The organism is Ensifer oleiphilus (genome assembly GCF_013371465.1).
In the GTDB taxonomy this organism is placed as follows: domain Bacteria; phylum Pseudomonadota; class Alphaproteobacteria; order Rhizobiales; family Rhizobiaceae; genus Ensifer; species Ensifer oleiphilus.
The window spans coordinates 177,038-195,806 of sequence record NZ_JABWDU010000004.1; the positions used below are offsets into that span (position 1 = coordinate 177,038).

At 62.9% G+C, this 18,769-nt stretch carries 19 protein-coding genes; 8 read left to right on the forward strand and 11 right to left on the reverse strand.

All coding sequences use genetic code 11. The features are described from left to right. The first annotated feature begins 61 nt into the window (after window positions 1-61). The 5 genes from rplS (at window position 62) to HT585_RS18435 (ending at window position 4,726) form a co-directional block, all read left to right on the forward strand. Window positions 62-598 carry a 50S ribosomal protein L19 gene (rplS, locus tag HT585_RS18415; RefSeq protein ID WP_176354352.1) on the forward strand — a complete coding sequence of 179 codons (537 nt, stop codon included), beginning with the start codon at window positions 62-64 and terminating at the stop codon, window positions 596-598. 127 nt (window positions 599-725) lie between these two features. Then, window positions 726-1,535 carry a transporter substrate-binding domain-containing protein gene (locus HT585_RS18420; RefSeq protein ID WP_077500846.1) on the forward strand — a complete coding sequence of 270 codons (810 nt, stop codon included), beginning with the start codon at window positions 726-728 and terminating at the stop codon, window positions 1,533-1,535. Window positions 1,536-1,544: 9 nt separating this feature from the next. Continuing rightward, window positions 1,545-2,366 (forward strand): amino acid ABC transporter permease, encoded by an 822-nt coding sequence (locus tag HT585_RS18425; RefSeq protein WP_176354353.1) that lies wholly within the window; start codon window positions 1,545-1,547, stop codon window positions 2,364-2,366. Between the two features lie 243 nt (window positions 2,367-2,609). Further along, window positions 2,610-4,019, forward strand: a complete 1,410-nt coding sequence (gene leuC, locus HT585_RS18430) for a 3-isopropylmalate dehydratase large subunit (RefSeq protein ID WP_176354354.1) — start codon at window positions 2,610-2,612, stop codon at window positions 4,017-4,019. A gap of 170 nt (window positions 4,020-4,189) precedes the next feature. Continuing rightward, the gene (locus HT585_RS18435) at window positions 4,190-4,726 is read left to right on the forward strand and encodes a SixA phosphatase family protein (RefSeq protein WP_425513764.1); all 537 of its coding nucleotides are present in this window, start codon (window positions 4,190-4,192) and stop codon (window positions 4,724-4,726) included. Here HT585_RS18435 and HT585_RS18440 read toward each other — a convergent pair. The 3 genes from HT585_RS18440 to HT585_RS18450 all read right to left on the reverse strand — a co-directional run bounded on the left by HT585_RS18440 (window position 4,714) and on the right by HT585_RS18450 (window position 7,293). After that, window positions 4,714-5,928, reverse strand: coding sequence for a GNAT family N-acetyltransferase (locus HT585_RS18440; RefSeq protein WP_176354355.1), 1,215 nt, complete (start codon window positions 5,926-5,928; stop codon window positions 4,714-4,716). The two genes, HT585_RS18435 and HT585_RS18440, sit on opposite strands and share 13 nt — an antisense overlap. A gap of 3 nt (window positions 5,929-5,931) precedes the next feature. Then, window positions 5,932-6,582 (reverse strand): DUF6875 domain-containing protein, encoded by a 651-nt coding sequence (locus HT585_RS18445; protein WP_176354356.1) that lies wholly within the window; start codon window positions 6,580-6,582, stop codon window positions 5,932-5,934. 162 nt (window positions 6,583-6,744) lie between these two features. Then, complete coding sequence (locus HT585_RS18450) at window positions 6,745-7,293, reverse strand: L,D-transpeptidase family protein (protein ID WP_176354357.1); 549 nt, start codon at window positions 7,291-7,293, stop codon at window positions 6,745-6,747. A gap of 143 nt (window positions 7,294-7,436) precedes the next feature. Here HT585_RS18450 and HT585_RS18455 point away from each other — a divergent pair, with 143 nt between their 5' ends. Continuing rightward, entirely contained in the window at window positions 7,437-8,120 is a 684-nt protein-coding gene (locus tag HT585_RS18455) for a response regulator transcription factor (RefSeq protein WP_077500839.1), read from the forward strand. Window positions 8,121-8,233: 113 nt separating this feature from the next. Continuing rightward, window positions 8,234-8,689 carry a cyclic nucleotide-binding domain-containing protein gene (locus HT585_RS18460; RefSeq protein WP_176354358.1) on the forward strand — a complete coding sequence of 152 codons (456 nt, stop codon included), beginning with the start codon at window positions 8,234-8,236 and terminating at the stop codon, window positions 8,687-8,689. A gap of 42 nt (window positions 8,690-8,731) precedes the next feature. Here HT585_RS18460 and HT585_RS18465 read toward each other — a convergent pair whose 3' ends face one another. The 6 genes from HT585_RS18465 to tesB all read right to left on the reverse strand — a co-directional run bounded on the left by HT585_RS18465 (window position 8,732) and on the right by tesB (window position 16,299). Beyond that, window positions 8,732-9,538, reverse strand: a complete 807-nt coding sequence (locus HT585_RS18465; RefSeq protein ID WP_176354359.1) for an exodeoxyribonuclease III — start codon at window positions 9,536-9,538, stop codon at window positions 8,732-8,734. Between the two features lie 179 nt (window positions 9,539-9,717). Continuing rightward, window positions 9,718-10,377, reverse strand: coding sequence for an outer membrane lipoprotein carrier protein LolA (locus HT585_RS18470; protein ID WP_176354360.1), 660 nt, complete (start codon window positions 10,375-10,377; stop codon window positions 9,718-9,720). A gap of 137 nt (window positions 10,378-10,514) precedes the next feature. Further along, complete coding sequence (locus HT585_RS18475) at window positions 10,515-13,205, reverse strand: FtsK/SpoIIIE family DNA translocase (protein ID WP_176354361.1); 2,691 nt, start codon at window positions 13,203-13,205, stop codon at window positions 10,515-10,517. A 242-nt stretch (window positions 13,206-13,447) separates the two neighbouring features. Beyond that, a complete protein-coding gene (locus HT585_RS18480; protein WP_176354362.1) occupies window positions 13,448-14,812 on the reverse strand; it encodes an ammonium transporter in 1,365 nt (454 codons plus the stop codon). Between the two features lie 27 nt (window positions 14,813-14,839). Beyond that, window positions 14,840-15,178: a P-II family nitrogen regulator gene (locus HT585_RS18485; protein WP_077500834.1), complete on the reverse strand. Its 339-nt coding sequence runs from the start codon at window positions 15,176-15,178 to the stop codon at window positions 14,840-14,842. A gap of 230 nt (window positions 15,179-15,408) precedes the next feature. Then, window positions 15,409-16,299, reverse strand: a complete 891-nt coding sequence (gene tesB, locus HT585_RS18490) for an acyl-CoA thioesterase II (protein ID WP_176354363.1) — start codon at window positions 16,297-16,299, stop codon at window positions 15,409-15,411. Window positions 16,300-16,384: 85 nt separating this feature from the next. On the opposite strand from tesB, the gene HT585_RS18495 reads away from it, so the two are divergent. Then, window positions 16,385-17,599, forward strand: coding sequence for a ubiquinone biosynthesis hydroxylase (locus HT585_RS18495; RefSeq protein ID WP_176354364.1), 1,215 nt, complete (start codon window positions 16,385-16,387; stop codon window positions 17,597-17,599). A gap of 242 nt (window positions 17,600-17,841) precedes the next feature. Here HT585_RS18495 and HT585_RS18500 read toward each other — a convergent pair whose 3' ends face one another. Continuing rightward, entirely contained in the window at window positions 17,842-18,030 is a 189-nt protein-coding gene (locus HT585_RS18500; protein WP_077500831.1) for a Trm112 family protein, read from the reverse strand. 10 nt (window positions 18,031-18,040) lie between these two features. Next, a complete protein-coding gene (locus HT585_RS18505) occupies window positions 18,041-18,721 on the reverse strand; it encodes an LON peptidase substrate-binding domain-containing protein (RefSeq protein ID WP_176354365.1) in 681 nt (226 codons plus the stop codon). Between the last annotated feature and the right edge of the window lie 48 nt (window positions 18,722-18,769).

The following is an 18,769-nucleotide window of genomic DNA, read 5'->3' on the forward strand; positions in this document are numbered from 1 at the left end:
TGTCCGACAGGTCGATCGAGAGCGCTCTGGCTGTTTCAGAAGAACTTGAAAGGTTAACCCGATGAACATCATCCAGCAGCTGGAAGCCGAACAGGCCGCCAAGATTGCCGCCAAGCGCACGCTCCCCGATTTCTCCGCAGGCGACACGTTGCGCGTCAACGTCCGCGTTGTCGAAGGCACGCGTACCCGCGTTCAGGCCTATGAAGGCGTTTGCATCGCTCGTTCGGGCGGCGGCATCAACGAAAGCTTCACCGTTCGCAAGATCTCCTACGGCGAAGGCGTCGAGCGCGTATTCCCGGTTTACTCGCCGCTCGTCGAGAGCGTTGAAGTGGTTCGCCGCGGTAAGGTCCGTCGCGCCAAGCTCTACTACCTGCGCGATCGTCGCGGCAAGTCGGCTCGTATCGTTGAAAACACCGGTACGCGCGCCCGCAAGCTGAACGACGCCGAGCGCCAGGCCGTTGCCGAGGAAAAGGCACGCATCGAAGCTGAAAAGATCGCAGCAGCTCAGGCACTCGCCGCCGAAAAGGCAGCAGCCGAAGCAGCAGAAGCCAAGGCAGCAGCAGAAGCCGCCAAGGCAGCTGAAGCTGCAGCGGAATAAGATTTCAATCCGCTCGGATTGTTGGAAAGGCGGCCTTGGGCCGCCTTTCTTTTTTGGTACTATGCGCTTGTCTTTTCTCTACAATCCGTGACATTTTTCGCTGCCACACTTTTCGGGAGCTCTTCCAATGACAATCCGTCGCCATGTGCTTGCGGGCATCGCAGCCGCACTTGCCGTTCCATTTGCTTTTTCTGCACCGGCTTTCGCCAGCGACCTGCCGGATCTCGGCGGCAAGACGGTTGTCGTCGTCACGGAAAATGCCTATCCGCCGCTGCAGTTCGTCGATCCGAAGACCGGCGAGGCGATCGGCTGGGAATACGACGCGATGAACGAGATCGCCAAGCGTCTGAACTTCAAGGTCGAGTACCAGAACACCAGCTGGGACGCGATGATCCAGGCGGTGCATGACGGCCAGTACCAGATCGGCATGACCGGCATCACCATCAAGGACGACCGCAAGGAGAAGGTCGACTTCTCCGACCCCTATATGCGCTCGCAGCAGTTCATGCTGGTGCGCGGCGATGAGACACGCTTTAACGACGGCAAGAGCTTCGGCGCCTTTGCCGACGGTCTCGTCGGTGCGCAGCCGGGCACCTCGCCGTTCTATACCGCCGTTTACGAAATGCTCGATGGCAACGAACAGAACCCGCGCGTCAAGCTGTTCGAAACCTTCGGCGCGACGGTGCAGGCACTGAAGGCCGGTGACGTCGATGTCGTCCTCACCGATAGCGTTGCCGCCAAGGGCTATGTCGATTCGTCGGAGGGCAAGCTGAAGGTCGTCGGCGGCCCGCTCGGCACCGAGGATTTCGGTTTCATCTACCCGAAGGGTTCCGATCTGGTCGCTCCGATCAACGCCGCGATCAAGGCGCTGAAGGCCGATGGAACCTTCGACGCTTTGGACAAGAAGTGGTTCCTCGACTACAAGATGGGCGGCTGATCACAGGCAATGGCCGCCCCACAATCTTCTGACATGTCCGCAAAGGGCGACTACCCCTGGTGGCTGGTCGCCCTTCTGGTGATTGCCGTGGCGCTCGCCGCAATCATCGTCACCAACGATATCTACACCGAAGTCTTCAACGTTGTGCTCAAGGGCATCGGCGTGACCGTCTTCGTGACCCTGATGGGCTTCGTGCTCGCCACCACGCTCGGGCTCGGCATCGCGCTGATGGCGCTGTCGGAGCATGCGGCGCTGCGCCAGATCGCGCGCTTCTACACCGAGGTCATTCGCGGCGTTCCGATCCTCGTGCTGCTGTTCTACATCGCCTTCGTCGGCGCTCCGGCGCTTGTCACGATCGCCAACTTCGTCACTGCGCCGCTGATATCGGCGGGCTGGATGGAGCCAGTGGTGGTGCGCGACATCTCGTTGATGTGGCGGGCGATCATGGCGCTGATGATCGGCTATTCGGCCTTCATCGCGGAAGTGTTTCGTGCCGGCATCCTCTCGGTCGACAAGGGACAGGTCGAGGCGGCCAAGGCGCTGGGCCTGACGCGCTACCAGCGGTTTCGCCTGGTGATCTTCCCGCAGGCAATCCGCGTGATCCTGCCCCCGCTCGGCAACGATTTCGTCGCCATGGTCAAGGACTCATCGCTGGTTTCGGTGCTTGGCGTCGCCGACATCACCCAGATGGGCAAGGTCTACGCTTCCGGCTCCTTTCGCTTCTTCGAGACCTATTCGATCGTCGCCTATGTCTATCTCGTCCTCACCATCGGGTTGTCGCTGGGCCTGAGAGGACTGGAGCGTCGGTTGCGGCGCGCGGAACAGCGTTGAGGCGGCTTCCACCGATTGCCGAAGTGTCAAAAAATTGATATGTACGGCCTCATGGAATCCAAGTTCGGATGTCGAGAGCAGAAAATCGTCGTGCTGCAGGACCACAAGCGTCTGCCGGCACGCTTTTTCGCGCGCGTATCCGGGGCGCTGACAAGCCTCCTATCCTGATCCCTTGATCAGCGTTTCCGGCCGCCTTGCTGCCGGCTTTTCCCTTATTTACGAAAACTCGATGGATATATCGCCATGAGCGCACCGCGTACTCTCTACGACAAGATCTGGGACGACCACCTGGTCAACAGCCAGGACGATGGCACCTGTCTTCTCTACATCGATCGTCATCTCGTTCACGAGGTGACGAGCCCGCAGGCTTTCGAAGGCCTGCGCATGGCCGGCCGCAAGGTCCGCGCTCCGGAAAAGACGCTTGCCGTCGTCGACCACAACGTGCCGACCTCGCCCGATCGCCATCTCGGCATCAAGAACGAGGAAAGCCGCATCCAGGTCGAGGCGCTCGCTACCAACGCGGCCGAGTTCGGCGTCGAATATTACTCCGAGAATGACAAGCGCCAGGGCATCGTGCACATCGTCGGCCCAGAGCAGGGCTTTACGCTGCCGGGCATGACCATCGTTTGCGGCGACAGCCACACTTCGACGCACGGCGCCTTCGGTGCATTGGCGCATGGCATCGGCACATCAGAAGTCGAGCACGTGCTGGCGACCCAGACGCTGATCCAGCAGAAGGCCAAGAACATGCTGGTGCGCGTCGACGGCCAGCTGCCGCCTGGTGTCACCGCCAAGGACATCATCCTTGCCATCATCGGCGAGATCGGCACTGCCGGCGGCACCGGCCACGTCATCGAGTTTGCCGGCGAAGCGATCCGCTCGCTGTCGATGGAAGGCCGCATGACCATCTGCAACATGACGATCGAAGGCGGCGCCCGCGCCGGCCTGATCGCGCCTGATGAGAAGACTTTCGAATACATCAAGGGCAAGCCGCGCGCGCCGAAGGGCCAGGCGCTGGAGATGGCGATCGACTATTGGAAGACGCTGCACACGGACGAGGGCGCACACTTCGATCGCGTCGTCGTGCTCGACGCCGCCAATCTGCCGCCGATCGTGTCTTGGGGTTCGTCGCCCGAGGACGTGATCTCGGTTCAGGGCATCGTCCCTAACCCGGATGAGATCCCGGAAGAAAACAAGCGCAGCTCCAAGTGGCGCGCGCTCGACTATATGGGCCTGAAGCCCGGCACCAAGATCACCGACATAGCGATCGACCGCGTCTTCATCGGCTCGTGCACCAACGGCCGCATCGAGGATCTGCGCGCCGTTGCCGCCGTGGTCGAGGGCCGCAAGGTTGCGTCCACCGTTTCGGCGATGATCGTTCCGGGCTCCGGCCTCGTCAAGGAGCAGGCGGAAGCCGAAGGCCTCGACAAGATCTTCCGCGAAGCTGGCTTCGACTGGCGCGAGCCGGGCTGCTCCATGTGCCTGGCGATGAACGACGACCGGCTGAAGCCGGGCGAGCGTTGCGCCTCGACCTCCAACCGCAACTTCGAAGGACGTCAGGGCTTCAAGGGACGCACGCATCTGGTGTCGCCGGCAATGGCGGCAGCCGCGGCCGTCGCAGGACATTTCGTCGACATCCGCGAGTGGAAGTAAGCCTGCGCGTACCAAAATAAGCCGGTTCTTGAGCTTTTCCGGCGTTGATGGCCGCCCCTCGGGGCGGCCTTTTTTATGGTCCACTCTTGCGGGGACAAAATGGCGGTGTGATGCCAGAATAGCCCCGTACCTGTCAGCGAGGATCGCACGTCGTTGCGAGGGAGAACGTGGTGGCCAGGGATCACAGTACGCAGACATACCGCCTGATGCTGTTGCGCCATGCCAAGTCCGCCTGGCCCGAAGGTGTTGCGGATCACGATCGCCCGCTCGGCGAACGCGGCCGCAACGCGGCACCGCTGGTCGGCGCCTACATGGAGCGAAAAGGGTTGATCCCCGGGCTGGCGATCGTTTCCACGGCGCGGCGGGCGCGGGAAACCTGGACGCTGGTCAAGGGCATCCTGCCGCCGCCAATCCCCGCCCGTGAGACACGCGACATCTACGAAGTTGCAGCACCCGGCATTCTGGCCACCATTCGCGCGGTCGACCCGGCCATCCGCAACCTGCTTGTCGTCGGGCATAATCCGGGCATGGAGGATCTCGCCCATCAGCTTGCGGGTTCGGGCAAGCAAGAGGCGCTTGCGCGCATGCAGCAGAAATTTCCGACGGCGGCGCTTGCCGTATTCGAGTTCGACGGTTCCGGCTGGGAGGACCTTGCCCCGGACGGATGCCGCCTCATCGATTTTGTCACGCCCCGTCAGCTCGCTTGAGAAGCCTGCTCGGCCCGGATCTTTCGCGTGACAAGCTTTTGCATCCAGCGGGCAGGCAGACGCTTGGCCACGGCCTTGGTCATCGGAAGCAGTCGCTCCAGCACCAGTGCGCGCATCAGCCGGCCGCGCCACGAGAATGCGGGGGCATAGTCCCTGATTGCGACATGTCCATCGGCATGCTGCATCTTGTAAGCGTCCGCCGGCGCCAGCAGGTCGAACACACGATTGCCGCGATGGGCTGCTGCTGCGAATGTCCTGTGGATCAGCAACCGTCCCAAGCCCTCGCCCTCATAGCCGGAGGCGGCTGCAAGCACATGGCCGAACGTATGGCCCTTGCAATCGAGGGCGAGGTCGATACCGACAGGCTGCCCATCACAGGCCACTGCCGTGACGTGGAGGCCGGCCGCGGCATCACCGGCCAGATCTTCGAAGAACGTCTGAAAACGGCTGTCCATGACGGCCGGAGACAGGATGGCTTTTTCAAGCAACCAGTTTCTCTTGATGGCAATGGCGGCCATTGCCGCCCGCGCGGCGGCCTGCCCCGAAACCGGCTCGCTGAAGGTGATTTCACCGCGTTCGCGAAGCCTTCGCAGGCGGCGCCGGAAGCTCGATCGCTCGCGCGGGGAATAGGCGATGCCAGGGCCGTCGGCCGATACCCGCCGCGCCAGGCTTGCGAAGGGCGCCTGCATGTCTCCAGGCAAGGCGGCTGCCATCGGCACAGGCGCACCGCACAGGGCGGCATCCGCCCTTACCCGCCGCGCCTCGAAAAGGTCGGCGCCAAGCGCTGTCACGGCATTCCAGCCGGCCTGGAGCAAGGCAGGTCTGCCGTCACCGGCCTCGACCAGCACATCGCCGAACTGCGCCACCGGCGCGCCCATGAAGGAGAGCGCATCCACCCCCAACTTGCGCCGACGCACAAGCGGCCAGACCGTTACGAGGCGTCCATCGACACGGCCGGTGAGAATGCAGAGCTGTGTCTTTGGGTCGAGATAGTGTCGTGCCCAGTAGCGCAGGAAGATATGGCGCTGAAAGACCTGCTGAGGCGCAGCCGCCCGCTCGAACAGATCGTCCCAATCCTCCTGCAAGGCCATGAAGCCGTCGAGGCTTGTGACGACGCTGATATCAAGGTCGTCCGCAGAACGGCAGGGGCTTGCAATCCTCTGGATTGTCTCGGCGATCGGCGACGTCGCTCGGCTGGGCATGGTTCAGCGGCTTCGGAAGTGATTGACGAGCCGCTGCGTTCCCTTGATCGGAAAACGGGCGAGATAGGCAACCATGAGAGCGGGATGGAGAGCGGCAAACGGGGCGTCGTTTTCGACCAGATGCCGGATCGCCAGGACCGGCATCGGCGAGCGCAACGGCCGGAAGTCCGGGTTCCACAGGCCACGATCCTGCGACCCCGCGTGCATCATGCCGATCATCCGGGCGCGCGCGAGCGAATAGAACCTATGCCGCCGCTGGATCCGCTTCAACATCGCGATCCCATCCCGATCGTCGCAATCTGGAAAGCCGACGATAACGGTGCGGAAATGCTTCATCGTAGGCTTGCAGGGGATCGCTTCAAGCGCGTCGAACGCGCCACGGATGAGGGTGAAAGCGTCGTCTTCGTCACTGGCGCGCGCGTGGGAAACCGCGAGGCGAACCGTATCGATCTTGGCGGCCTGGCGGGTGAAAGGGCAAACGGCGCCGGTTCGTCCGAGATCGGGATGACTGTTCATCAGATAGGATTCGACCCAGTCGAGCAGCCTCGCAATGTGGGAATCTTGCGAGGCGCCGTCCGCAAGAGCGCGAACTTCCTCTATCCCGAGGAAGCGTCCATCGGTCGCCGGTATCGCTTTGGCCATCGTCGTCAGCATCGGCTGCACTCGCCCTGCAAATCTTGCTGGAGGCTACATAGACGTCAGAGCTTGCGGAAGTGTTTATGGTTGTGCACGGCGAGAATTCTCGCTCGGGTTATGCTTTCCGAATTCTCATGCCGATCGCCGGTATCGGGGCATATTGGCGCAGATGCGGCGGCGTCACAGGACCTTGACGATGGTGCCGCGACGCAGGTGCGGGATCAACCGGCGCATCGAAGCCAGGCTGATGGCGACACAGCCCGCAGTCGGCACGTATCCGGGGCGAATGAGGTGGAAGAAGATCGCGGAGCCGGCATGACGGCGGCGACTGGTCAGGTTCCAGTCCATCACAAGGCAGACGTCGTAGAGCCCGTCGTCACGCATCAGTTCCTCGTGGCTCGGCGCGAATGGCGCCTTGGCCGGGCGATTGTAGCGGGCGTGACTAGGTGCATCGCACCAGAGCATTTCCTTGCGGGTTGCCTTTGTCGGCAAGGGCGTCGGCGGCAACGCGATCCGGTCGCGCCTGACATAGCCGCCGATGAGCTTCATCGCGGCGCGTGGTGTCGCGCCGTCGCCCTCGCGCTTGCGGCTGGTGATGCCGCTGCGGCCGATGGCCGCTTGCTCCGTGCGGCCATCGAAGGTAACCAATGCACGCCTGCGATCAAGCGGGGCAGGTCGGACGGTGATGACGGATTTGACTGGCCTTCTTCCCGACGTTTTCTTGCGCATCTCTCTCACAGATTTTTGAATTGTCCGTGATTTGGCGGGCACCATAAGCACGGTTGCATATATAACGCGGTTCCAAAACCGGTTCGCTTGCCAACACGGGCATTTGAGCTAGTTTGAAACCGGAAGCAAACAGGAATTGTCCCATGGCGACCCGTACCATTCTTCTTGTCGACGACGACAATGACCTGCGCGAAACGTTGGTCGAGCAGCTTTCGCTCTACGAGGAGTTCGATCTTCTTCAGGAAGCGTCTGCCGGCAAGGGCATACAGGCGGCGCGCGCCCAGCAGGTCGACCTGTTGATCATGGATGTCGGCTTGCCCGACATGGATGGGCGCGAGGCGGTCAAGCTCCTGCGCAAGGGCGGCTTCAAGGCGCCGATCATCATGCTGACCGGCCACGATACCGATTCGGATACGATCCTCGGTCTGGAAGCGGGTGCCAATGATTACGTCACCAAGCCATTCCGCTTTGCCGTGCTGCTCGCCCGCATCCGTGCGCAGCTGCGCCAGCACGAACAGAGCGAAGATGCGACGTTCAGCGTCGGCCCCTATACGTTCAAGCCCAGCCAGAAGCTGCTGACGCTCGAAAACGGCCAGAAGATCCGGCTGACCGAAAAGGAAGCGGCGATCATCCGCTATCTCTATCGCGCCGACCAGAAGGTGGTGACGCGCGACGTGCTGCTTGAGGAAGTCTGGGGCTACAATTCCGGTGTGACGACGCACACGCTCGAAACGCATGTCTACCGGCTTCGCCAGAAAATCGAGCGCGACCCTTCCAATGCCGAGATTTTGGTGACAGAGAACGGCGGCTATAAGATCGTTCCGTGAGATGGCGACGTCGGATGACTTTCCGCATGTCAGTCACTTGGGACTATTCGCATCGATCGCCATGCGCTTGGGGAGCGAACCCGAAGGCATCGTGATTCAGGGAGGTTAGCCGCTTGGCGCTCAACGACGACATCGTTCTTCTGTCCAATGTGCCGCTTTTTGCCGATATCAGCGAGGACAAGCTGAGGCTGATCGCCTTTGGTGCGGAGCGTCGCCGGGTGTTCAAGGGGCAGGAGCTGTTTCGCGAAGGTGCGCCGGCCGATTGCGCTTATGCCATTGCCAGCGGCAGCCTCTCGCTTTCGAAGGCCAATGCCGATGGCGCGATGGAGGAGATCACCACCGTCGGCCGTGGCGCGCTTCTGTCCGAGCTGGCGCTGATCTCGATGGTGGAGCGCAAGTTCACCGCGACCGCCGACGAAGACAGCGAAGTGATCCGCATCAATCGTCCGCTCTTCCGGCGCATGCTGGAGGAGTACCCGGAAGTTGCCGCCCTCGTCGAGGCGCGCATCCGCGAGAACCTGCAGGCAATGATCCGCCGCGCCGGCGCGCTTGCGAGCCGATTCGCCTGACGCACCCCCGATAAACGGCCGAACGTCTGGCGACCGATCGCGCTAGATGTCGAAATGCGCGATCACCGGCACATGGTCCGACGGCCGCTCCCAGCCGCGTGCCTCGCGCAGGATATCCACCTGCGTGAGCTTCGGCGCGAGGTCGGCTGAAGACCAGATATGGTCGAGGCGCCGGCCGCGGTCGGCGGCCTCCCAATCCTTTGCGCGGTAGCTCCACCAGGTGTAGAGCTTGGTCGGTGACGGCGTGTGCTGGCGCATCAGATCGACCCAGGCGCCACCATTCATCACCGTGGTCAGGCCCTCGGTTTCGATCGGCGTATGGCTGACGATCTTCAAGAGTTGCTTGTGCGACCAGACGTCGTCCTCGAGCGGCGCGATGTTGAGATCGCCGACGAGGATCGACGAGATGCCGGCATCAGCCTCGGCGTGCAACAGCTTCATCTCTTCCACGAAATCGAGCTTGTGGCCGAACTTTGGATTGATCGAGCGGTCCGGTTCGTCGCCGCCGGCCGGAACGTAGAAATTGTGCAGCCGGATTTTTTTGCCGCCGGCTTCAAACACCACCGAGAGGTGGCGCGCATCGCCGACGCCGCAATAGTCGCGGCGATCGCTGAGTTCGTGCAGCGGCAGGCGCGAGATCGTCGCGACGCCGTGATAGCCCTTCTGGCCATGCATCTCGATATGGTTATAGCCGAGCGCTTTCAGCGGCTTCGATGGAAACTGGTCGTTTGGGCACTTGGTTTCCTGAAGGCAGAGAATGTCGGGCTGCCAGGTCTTCAAGAGGTGCTCGACCAGCGGCATGCGCAGGCGAACGGAGTTGATGTTCCACGTGGCGACGGAAAGGGCCATTGCTCATTCCCCATGATCGGGTAGGTCCGGGCGTTCGACCGATGGGAAGCCGGCTCAGGACGGGTGTATTCTCGATGTCCGAGCGGTTTAAGCAGGTCCGGCGGCCGGCGACAAGGAAGGCATGAAAAAGGCCGCCTAAAGGCGGCCGATGTCCACAAGCACGGCTGACGAAAAGGCCGTCAACGGCCCTTGTTGCGCACTTCGTCGTAGGGGATCTTGAACACCTTGTCGTCCAGCGCCATGCCGGTCTGGACGTTGAAGATCATCACCGAAGTGTCCTTCTTCTGCGCGTCGGTAATCGTCCACTGGCGCAGGTCGTAGGTCTTCGGGTCGAACATCATGGTGATGGTCGAATCGCCGAAGATCGAGCGGTCGCCGAGCACGATGGTGATGAGATCGGACTCTTCCTTGACGCCGCGCACCATCTTGCCTCGCAGGTCGATCCGTTCGCTGAGCAACAGGTTGAGCGGCGTCTTCGACAGCGGGTAGATGTCCCATGTCTTCAGCTTCATGTTGCCGATGACCACCGACTTGCCGTCGGCGATCACGCGCATGGGCGAAGGCGCCTCGTAGTTGAAGCGGATGCGGCCGGGGCGGCGGATGTAGAACTTGCCGCCGGTCTGCTCGCCGCGTGGCCCGAATTGCACGAATTCGCCGGCCATGGTTTTGACGGACGAGAAATGGTCGGCGATCTTCTGGGCGGAGCCCGTCGCCTGCGCAAAGGCTTTCGTGACGTCAAGACCGGCGCCACCCATGCCCGCGAGCGCCGCGAGGCCACCAACGAATACGCGGCGCGATATCGCCGGATTGTTGCCCTGGGTGGTTTTCGTTTCTGTCATCGCAGTCTCCTTCATTTCCTAGATCATCTGGAGCGCAAGTGCGGCACCTTCAAGGCGTTTTTCATGGCCTTCGAGGCGCTGCGCTCTCACATGACCGTTACCGGGCTGCCGTTTTGTCGCCCCGCTGAGGATCGGGCTTATCGGCCGGTGATTTCCGCTTCGGTCGGCACGAGAATTTCCCGTTTTCCGGCGTGGTTCGCCGGGCCGATGATGCCTTCCTGCTCCATGCGCTCGATCAGCGACGCGGCCCTATTATAGCCGATCCCGAGGCGACGTTGCACGTAGGATGTGGAGGCCTTGCCGTCGCGCAGCACGATCGCCACGGCCTGGTCATAAGGGTCGTCGGAATCGGCGAGATTGGACGTGCCGGCCGGGCCGCCGCCATCGTTGTCCTCGTCGTCATCTTCGGTGATCGCGTCGAGATATTGCGGCGTGCCCTGGGTCTTCAGATAGGCGACGACTTCCTCGACTTCGGTGTCGGAGACGAACGGACCGTGGACGCGCTGGATGCGCCCGCCGCCGGCCATGTAGAGCATGTCGCCCATGCCGAGCAGCTGTTCGGCGCCCTGTTCGCCAAGGATGGTGCGGCTGTCGATCTTCGAGGTCACCTGGAAGGAGATGCGGGTCGGGAAGTTGGCCTTGATCGTGCCGGTGATGACGTCGACCGAGGGGCGCTGCGTCGCCATGATCACATGGATGCCGGCGGCGCGCGCCATCTGCGCCAGCCGCTGCACTGCGCCTTCGATGTCCTTGCCGGCGACCATCATCAGGTCGGCCATTTCGTCGATGATGACGACGATATAGGGCATCGGCGACAGGTCGAATTCCTCGGTCTCGTAGATCGCTTCGCCGGTCTGGCGGTCGAAGCCGGTCTGCACCGTGCGGGTGATCGCATCACCCTTGGCCAGTGCCTGCTCGACGCGGGTGTTGAAGCCGTCGATGTTGCGCACGCCGATCTTCGACATCTTCTTGTAGCGCTCTTCCATCTCGCGCACCGTCCACTTGAGCGCGACGACCGCCTTCTTCGGGTCGGTCACCACGGGCGAAAGCAGGTGCGGAATGCCGTCATAGACGGAGAGTTCGAGCATCTTGGGATCGATCATGATCAGCCGGCACTGGTCGGGACGCAGGCGGTAGAGCAGCGACAGGATCATGGTGTTGATTGCCACCGACTTGCCCGAGCCGGTGGTGCCGGCGACGAGCAGATGCGGCATCTTGGCGAGATCGGCGACCACGGGTTCGCCACCGATGGTCTTGCCGAGCGCCATGGCCAGGCGCGCCTTGCTCGTCTCGAAGTCACGCGATCCGACCAGTTCGCGCAGATAGACGGTTTCGCGGCGCTGGTTCGGCAGTTCGATACCGATGGCGTTGCGGCCGGGAACGACGGCGACGCGGGCAGCGATCGCGCTCATCGAGCGGGCGATGTCGTCGGCAAGCCCGATGACGCGGGAGGATTTGATGCCCGGCGCCGGCTCCAGTTCATAGAGGGTGACGACCGGACCGGGGCGAACGTGGATGATCTCACCCTTGACGCCGAAGTCCTCGAGCACGCCCTCGAGCATGCGGGCGTTCTGCTCCAGCGCGTCGGCGGAGAGCGAGGCATCGCGGGTGACGTTCTTCGGCTCGGCGAGGAAATGCATCGGCGGCAGCGCGAAATCGCCGTCGTCGTCTTCGACGAAGGAGCGCTGCGCTTCGCGTTCGAGCCGCTCGCTCGTCTTCGGGCGAGGGGGCGGCGTCGCAACCCGCGAACCGGCCTTCTGCAGACCCTGCTTCGGCGGTGCGGATTTCGGTGCCCAATCGGATGCGATGTCGTCGTCTTCGTCATCCGGCAGAATGCCGGCGGGGCGGCGCTCGTCCATGTCGAAGGGCATGTCGTCATCGTCGTCGGCCATGATCGGCGGCGGCGTGACGACGCGGCGCTCGGAGCGGTCAAGTGACCGCTCGGAGCGGTCGAGGGAAGGTTCGATGCGGTCGCCCGCGGCCATCGGCTTCGGCCGGGCCGGCTCGTTCAGCGTGCCGAATTCGTCATTGTTGAAATCGTAGGGTTCGTCGTACTGGCGCTTGGTCGGGGTGCGGGTGCCGCTCATGCCGAAGATGCGGCGCACGCGCGCCTGGACCGTATAGCGCATATGCGCGAACGAGCCCATCAGCAGCGTGAAGGGGCCTTCGCTGTCGTCTTCATCCAGTTCGTCGCGCACGGTGCGCGCCTTGCTCGGCGTCGGCTCTTCGATCTCGTCTTCGTCCTCTTCCTCGCCGACACCGATCAGACCGGCGCTGTAGATCAGGCACCAGGCGGCCGGGGCGGCAAAGATGCAGGCGAGCACGGTGGCGAAGGTGCCGGTCGGGAAGGCGCCGGTGAAGAGCGCCGGAAAACGCAGGATCATGTCGCCGAAGACGCCACCGAGGCCATTGGGCAGCGGCCAGGTGATCGGCGCAGGCACGCAGCTCAAGGCAGCGCCGGCAAGCACCGATCCGACGAACCAGAGGGCGAGACGCTTGACGATCTTGTCGAAGCGCTTGCCGCCGATCAGCACCAGTGCCCAGGCGACGGCCGGGAGCAGCGCGACGACGCTTGCAAGCCCGAAGAACTGCATGAAGATGTCGGCAAACGCTGCGCCCGCATAACCAAGCACATTGGTCGGCTCGTCCGAGGTGGCATAGGAGAAGCTCGGATCGGCAACGTTCCATGTCGACAGCGCGGCGATGGCCAGCGCCAGCGCGCCAAACAGCGCGAAGCCCGCCAGCGACGCGATCTGTCGCCAAACGAAAGTGGTTAGCACGAACCGGTTGGAACGGCTGTCAAGCGTTGCCGGATTGCTTCTGCTCATGTTGCCTGCTGCCCGTCTCGATCTTAAAGGCACATTGCGCGCCATGGAATCAACCTAAGCGAAGCACGGTTAATGCGACATTAACCATGCGCGTGTGCTGCTAAAATACCGAGGGCGAAGGTCCGAAACCCGCGCAATTCAGCAAAAAAGCCCGGATCTTTCGATCCGGGCCAAAGGCGATCCGCATCAGACGGACCGCGACGGGACGGTGAGCGGCGCCTGTGGACGGCGCCGCAATTGGCTTAGTTGTGATAGGCGGCTTCGCCGTGGGACGAGAGGTCGAGACCTTCGCGTTCGGCTTCGACCGAAACCCGGAGCCCGACGATCGCGTCGACGACCTTGTAGAGGATGGCCGAGACCACGCCGCACCAGACGATGGTGATGGCGACGGCGGTCAGCTGGGTCATGAACTGGCCGCCCATGGTGACGCCGTCTGCGTAACCGATGCCGCCGAGCGACGACGAGGCGAAGATGCCGGTCGCCAGCGCGCCGAAGAAGCCACCGACGCCATGGACGCCGAAGACGTCAGCGGTGTCGTCGTAACCGAACTTGTTCTTCACCACCGAGACGAAGAAGTAGCACAGCGGCGAAACGATCAGACCCATGACGATCGCGCCCATCGGACCGGCAATGCCGGCAGCCGGCGTGATGGCGACGAGGCCGGCGATCATGCCCGAGGCGGCGCCCAGCATCGAGGCCTTGCCGCGGGTAAAGGTTTCGACGACCGACCAGGAGAGGATGGCCGCTGCTGTTGCAAGGAAGGTGTTGACGGTTGCGAGCATCGCGCCGCCTGACGCTTCAAGGTTGGACCCGGCGTTGAAGCCGAACCAGCCGAACCACAGCATCGCCGCACCGACGAGTGTCAGTGTCATCGAATGCGGTGCCATCATGTCCTTGCCGAAGCCTGTGCGCTTGCCGACCATGATCGCGCCGATCAGGCCCGCAACGCCGGCATTGATGTGTACGACGGTGCCGCCGGCAAAATCGAGAGCGCCCATGCCGAAGAGCAGGCCGTTGCCGTCCCAGACCATGTGGGCGATCGGGAAGTAGACGAAGGTTGCCCAGAGCACGGAGAAGAGTACAGCTGCGGAGAACTTGATGCGCTCGGCAAAGGCGCCGATGATGAGGGCCGGCGTCAGCGCCGCGAACGTCATCTGGAACAGCATGAAGATGTATTCCGGAATGACCACGCCTTCGGAGAAGGTGGCCGACGTGCTGTCAGTCGAGACGCCTGCCAGGAACATCTTGGCAAAGCCGCCGAAGTAGGGGCTGGTCGAGCCGCCGAAGGCGAAGGAATAGCCGTATACGACCCAGACGATCATCATCGTTGCGCCGATGACCGTGCACTGCATCAGCACCGACAGCATGTTCTTGGCGCGTGCGAGGCCACCATAGAACAAGGCGAGGCCCGGGATCAGCATGAAGAAGACGAGCAGGGTGGAGATGAACATGAAGGCCGTGTCGGCCTTGTCGGGAACGGGCGCTGCGGCCGTGGCAGCGGCTGCTGCCGGTGCGGCTTCCTGGGCAAAGGCGACGACCGGCGAAAGAAGGGCGGCAGAGGCTGCGCCGATCCTGACCAGAGAGGTAGAAAGTTTGCTTGACGACATCGAATAGTGCTCCCTGAACGGCGTGGCTTACAACGCTTCTGAATCGGTTTCGCCGGTGCGGATGCGCACGGCATGGTCAATCGAATAGACAAAGATCTTGCCGTCACCGATCTGGCCGGTCTTGGCGGCGGCGGCGATCGCTTCGACGGCCCTGTCGACGAGCTCCGAGGGGACTGCGATCTCGATCTTCAGCTTTGGCAGGAAGCTCACGGCGTATTCGGTGCCGCGATAGATTTCGGTATGTCCCTTCTGGCGGCCGTAGCCTTTGACCTCGGTTACAGTCAGGCCCTGGATGCCAACAGCAGTGAGGGCTTCGCGAACCTCATCGAGCTTGAACGGCTTGATAATGGCCATCACAATTTTCATCGGTTTCCCATCCTTGTTCGCCTCCGGCCGGAGGCCATCTCTCCTTGCTGCGAACGCTGAAAGCGCCTTGCAACCGGACAGCTACATTCAAGGGGCGTGCCAGATTCGTTGCGATGAGCTAAGATCATGAAAAGGCATGGGAAAATTATCGCGCGCAGCAAGTGTGCCGCGACGCGCTAAAAAATCGTCACTTTAGAAGATCAAAAAATAGGCAGAAAAGATTAAGCGCCTTATTTTTGTTCAAGTGCCTTTTTCCGGATCAGGCCTTCCTGCGCCACCGAGGCAATCAGCACGCCGGAGCGATCAAAAAGGCTGCCACGGGTCATGCCGCGGGCACCATGGGCGCTGGGGCTGTCCTGGGTGTAGAGCAGCCAGTCGTCCATCTTGCAGGGGCGATGGAACCACATGGCGTGATCGAGGCTTGCAACCTGCAGGTTGCGATCGAACACCGACGTGCCATGGGCATAGAGCGAGGTGTCGAGCAGCGTCATGTCGGAGAGGTAGGCAAGCACGGCGGCCTGCAGATGGCGCTCGTCGGGCACCTGGCCGACGGCCTTGACCCAGACGTCCTGGGTCGGCTTGCCGTCGTTGCGGGCGAAATAGTGGGCGAGCGAGACCGGCCGGATTTCGATCGGCCGCGGCCGTTCCCAGTAGCGGCGGATCGCTTCGGGTGCATGCGCCAGGAACTTGTCCTTCAGTTCCTGTTCGCCCGGCAGAGTTTCCGGCATCGCCACATTGGGTATGTCGATCTGATGCTCGAAGCCGTCCTCGTCATACTGGAACGATGCCGACATCGAGAAGATTGCCTTGCCATGCTGGATGGCGACGACACGGCGGGTGGCGAAGCTCGAGCCGTCGCGAATGCGGTCGACCTCGTAGATGATCGGCACCGAGGGGTCGCCGGGGCGCATGAAATAGGCGTGCAGCGAGTGCACGTAGCGGCCTTCGTCGACGGTGCGCTGGGCTGCGACCAGGGCCTGGCCGATCACCTGGCCGCCGAACACGCGCTGCCAGCCGACCTGGGGACTGCGGCCACGGAACAGGTTCTCCTCAAGCTTTTCGAGGTCGAGTGTGGCAAGCAGCGCATCCATAGGCGTTGCGGTCTCAGTGGGGCGCGACATTTCGGCTGTCTCCAACGGTAGGAACGGCGATGGCATTGATCTATATAGGCATGAAACGATGCTCAAGTGCGACGGGAGAAAGCGGATGATCGATGTGTTGATTGCCGGTGGCGGCTATGTCGGCCTTTCGCTCGCGGTGTCGCTGAAGAAGGCGGCGCCGCATCTGGCCGTCTCCGTCATCGACGGTGCGCCGGAGGGCGCCTGGAAGCGCGACGAGCGCGCGTCTGCCGTCGCTTCCGCCGCCGAGCGCATGCTTGACGTTCTCGGCGTCTGGCAAGCGATTGCGCCGGAGGCCGAACCGATCCGGCGCATGGTCATCACCGATTCGAAGACGTCGGATCCGGTGCGGCCGGTTTTCCTCACCTTCGACGGCGAAGGCGAGGAGGGCAGGCCCTTTGCCCATATGGTGCCGAACACCGCCATGGTCGGTGCGCTGCGTGATGCCTGCGAGGAATTGGGCGTTGTCGTGCGTCAATCGACGATGGTCGAAACCTTCGAAAGCGGCGATCATGCGGTTGCCGTGACGCTTGCCGGCGGCGAACAGCTGGAAGCCCGGCTGCTGGTTGCCTGCGACGGCGTGCGCTCGAAGCTGCGCGATGCGGCCGGTATCAAGACGGTCGAGTTCGACTACGGCCAGTCTGGTATCGTCACGACCGTCGAGCATGAGCGTCCGCATGAGGGCACGGCCGAGGAGCATTTCCTGCCGGCCGGTCCTTTCGCCACGCTGCCGCTCAAGAACAATCGCTCGTCGCTGGTGTGGACCGAGCGCACCGCCGATGCCGAGCGCCTGGTCAAGGGCGACGATTTTCTGTTCGAGGAAGAGCTGGAGCGCCGCTTCGGCCACAGGCTCGGCCATCTTAAGGTCGTGGGCGGTCGCCGCGCCTTTCCGCTCGGCCTGACGCTGGCGCGCGATTTCGTCAAGCCGCGGTTTGCGCTTGCGGGCGATGCCGCCCACGGAATCCATCCGATCTCCGGCCAGGGCCTCAATCTCGGCTTCAAGGACGTGGCGGCGCTGGCCGAGACGATCGTCGAGGCGGACCGCCTCGGGCTCGACATCGGTTCGCTCGCCATCCTTGAGCGCTACCAGAGCTGGCGCCGGTTCGACACGTTCCGCATGGGGGTGACGACCGATGTGCTCAACCGGCTGTTTTCGAACGACATCACGCCGGTCCGGATCGCCCGCGATTTCGGCCTCGGGCTCGTCGACCGGCTGCCGTCGCTGAAAAGCTTCTTCATCCGCCAGGCTGCCGGCATTGCCGGCGACGCGGACCCGCGGCTGCTATCCGGTCAGGCGATCTGATCCGCAAAGCGCGGCATTCCTGGGTTTGCCCCTCACCCTAGCCCTCTCCCCGCAGGCGGGGCGAGGGGACGCGGGAAACGGACACGCTATAACGCTGGTTTGCCATCGAAGACGAGCAGTCGCCGTGAGAACGGGCGGACGCCGCGGGTGTCCTTCTCCCCGCATGCGGGGAGAAGGTGGCCGGCAGGCCGGGTGAGGGGGAAGCAGACGTAGGCTGGCCATGGCCGGCCCGTCTGCCTGCGTCAGTCCTCGATCTTGCGCGCCTCGGAGATCAGCATGATTGGGACGCCATCGCGGATGGGATAGGCGAGCCGCGCCTTTTCCGAGATCAGCTCGCCTGCTTCGGCGTGATAGCTCAGCCGGCCCTTGGTCAGCGGGCAGACGAGCAGTTCGAGCAGTTTCGGATCGACCTTACTGGCGTTGACGTCCACGAGCCCTCGCTTACTGCAGGATGTTGTCGACATCGCCGAAATTGCGCGCGAGCACGATCTCGGTGATGGCGATCAGCGTCTCGGCGCGGGTCTTGAGGTCGGGGGCTTCCAGCAGCGCCTGTTTCTCCGCAGGCCCATAGGGCGACATCATTGCCATGGAATTGACCAGCGTGCGGTTGCTGGCGCGCTCGACACTCTCCCAATCGGCCTTCAGCTTGTTGGCCTCCAGATAGGCCCTGAAGGCTGCCAGCAGCGCCGAACGGTCGACAAGGCTTTCATCGTCGCGATTTTCAAGGTCGGCGGTGAACGGTCCGATACGGAAGCGGCGGTAGCCGCGCGTGCCGGCGACCTCGTTAAACAGCCGGTAGCGGCACACGCCCGTCAGCGAGGTGATGTAGCGGCCGTCGCCGGTTTCGGCAAAGGAGGTGATACGGCCGATGCAGCCGACCTGACAGAGTGCGGGAACCGGCCCGACGCCGATATCGTTGCGGCCTTCGCAGAAGGAGGGCTGCACGATCCCGATCAACCGATTGCCGGAAAGGGCATCGTCGAGCATCGCCAGGTAACGCGGCTCGAAGATGTTGAGCGGCAGCTGGGCGCCAGGCAAAAGCAGCGCGCCGGTCAGCGGAAACACCGGAATGATCTCCGGCAAGTCCTGCGGACCTAGATAACGTGCATTTCCGACATGCATTCCGATCGACCTTGCAGATGTCCGGTCTCGCCCCCGCCACGCATCGCA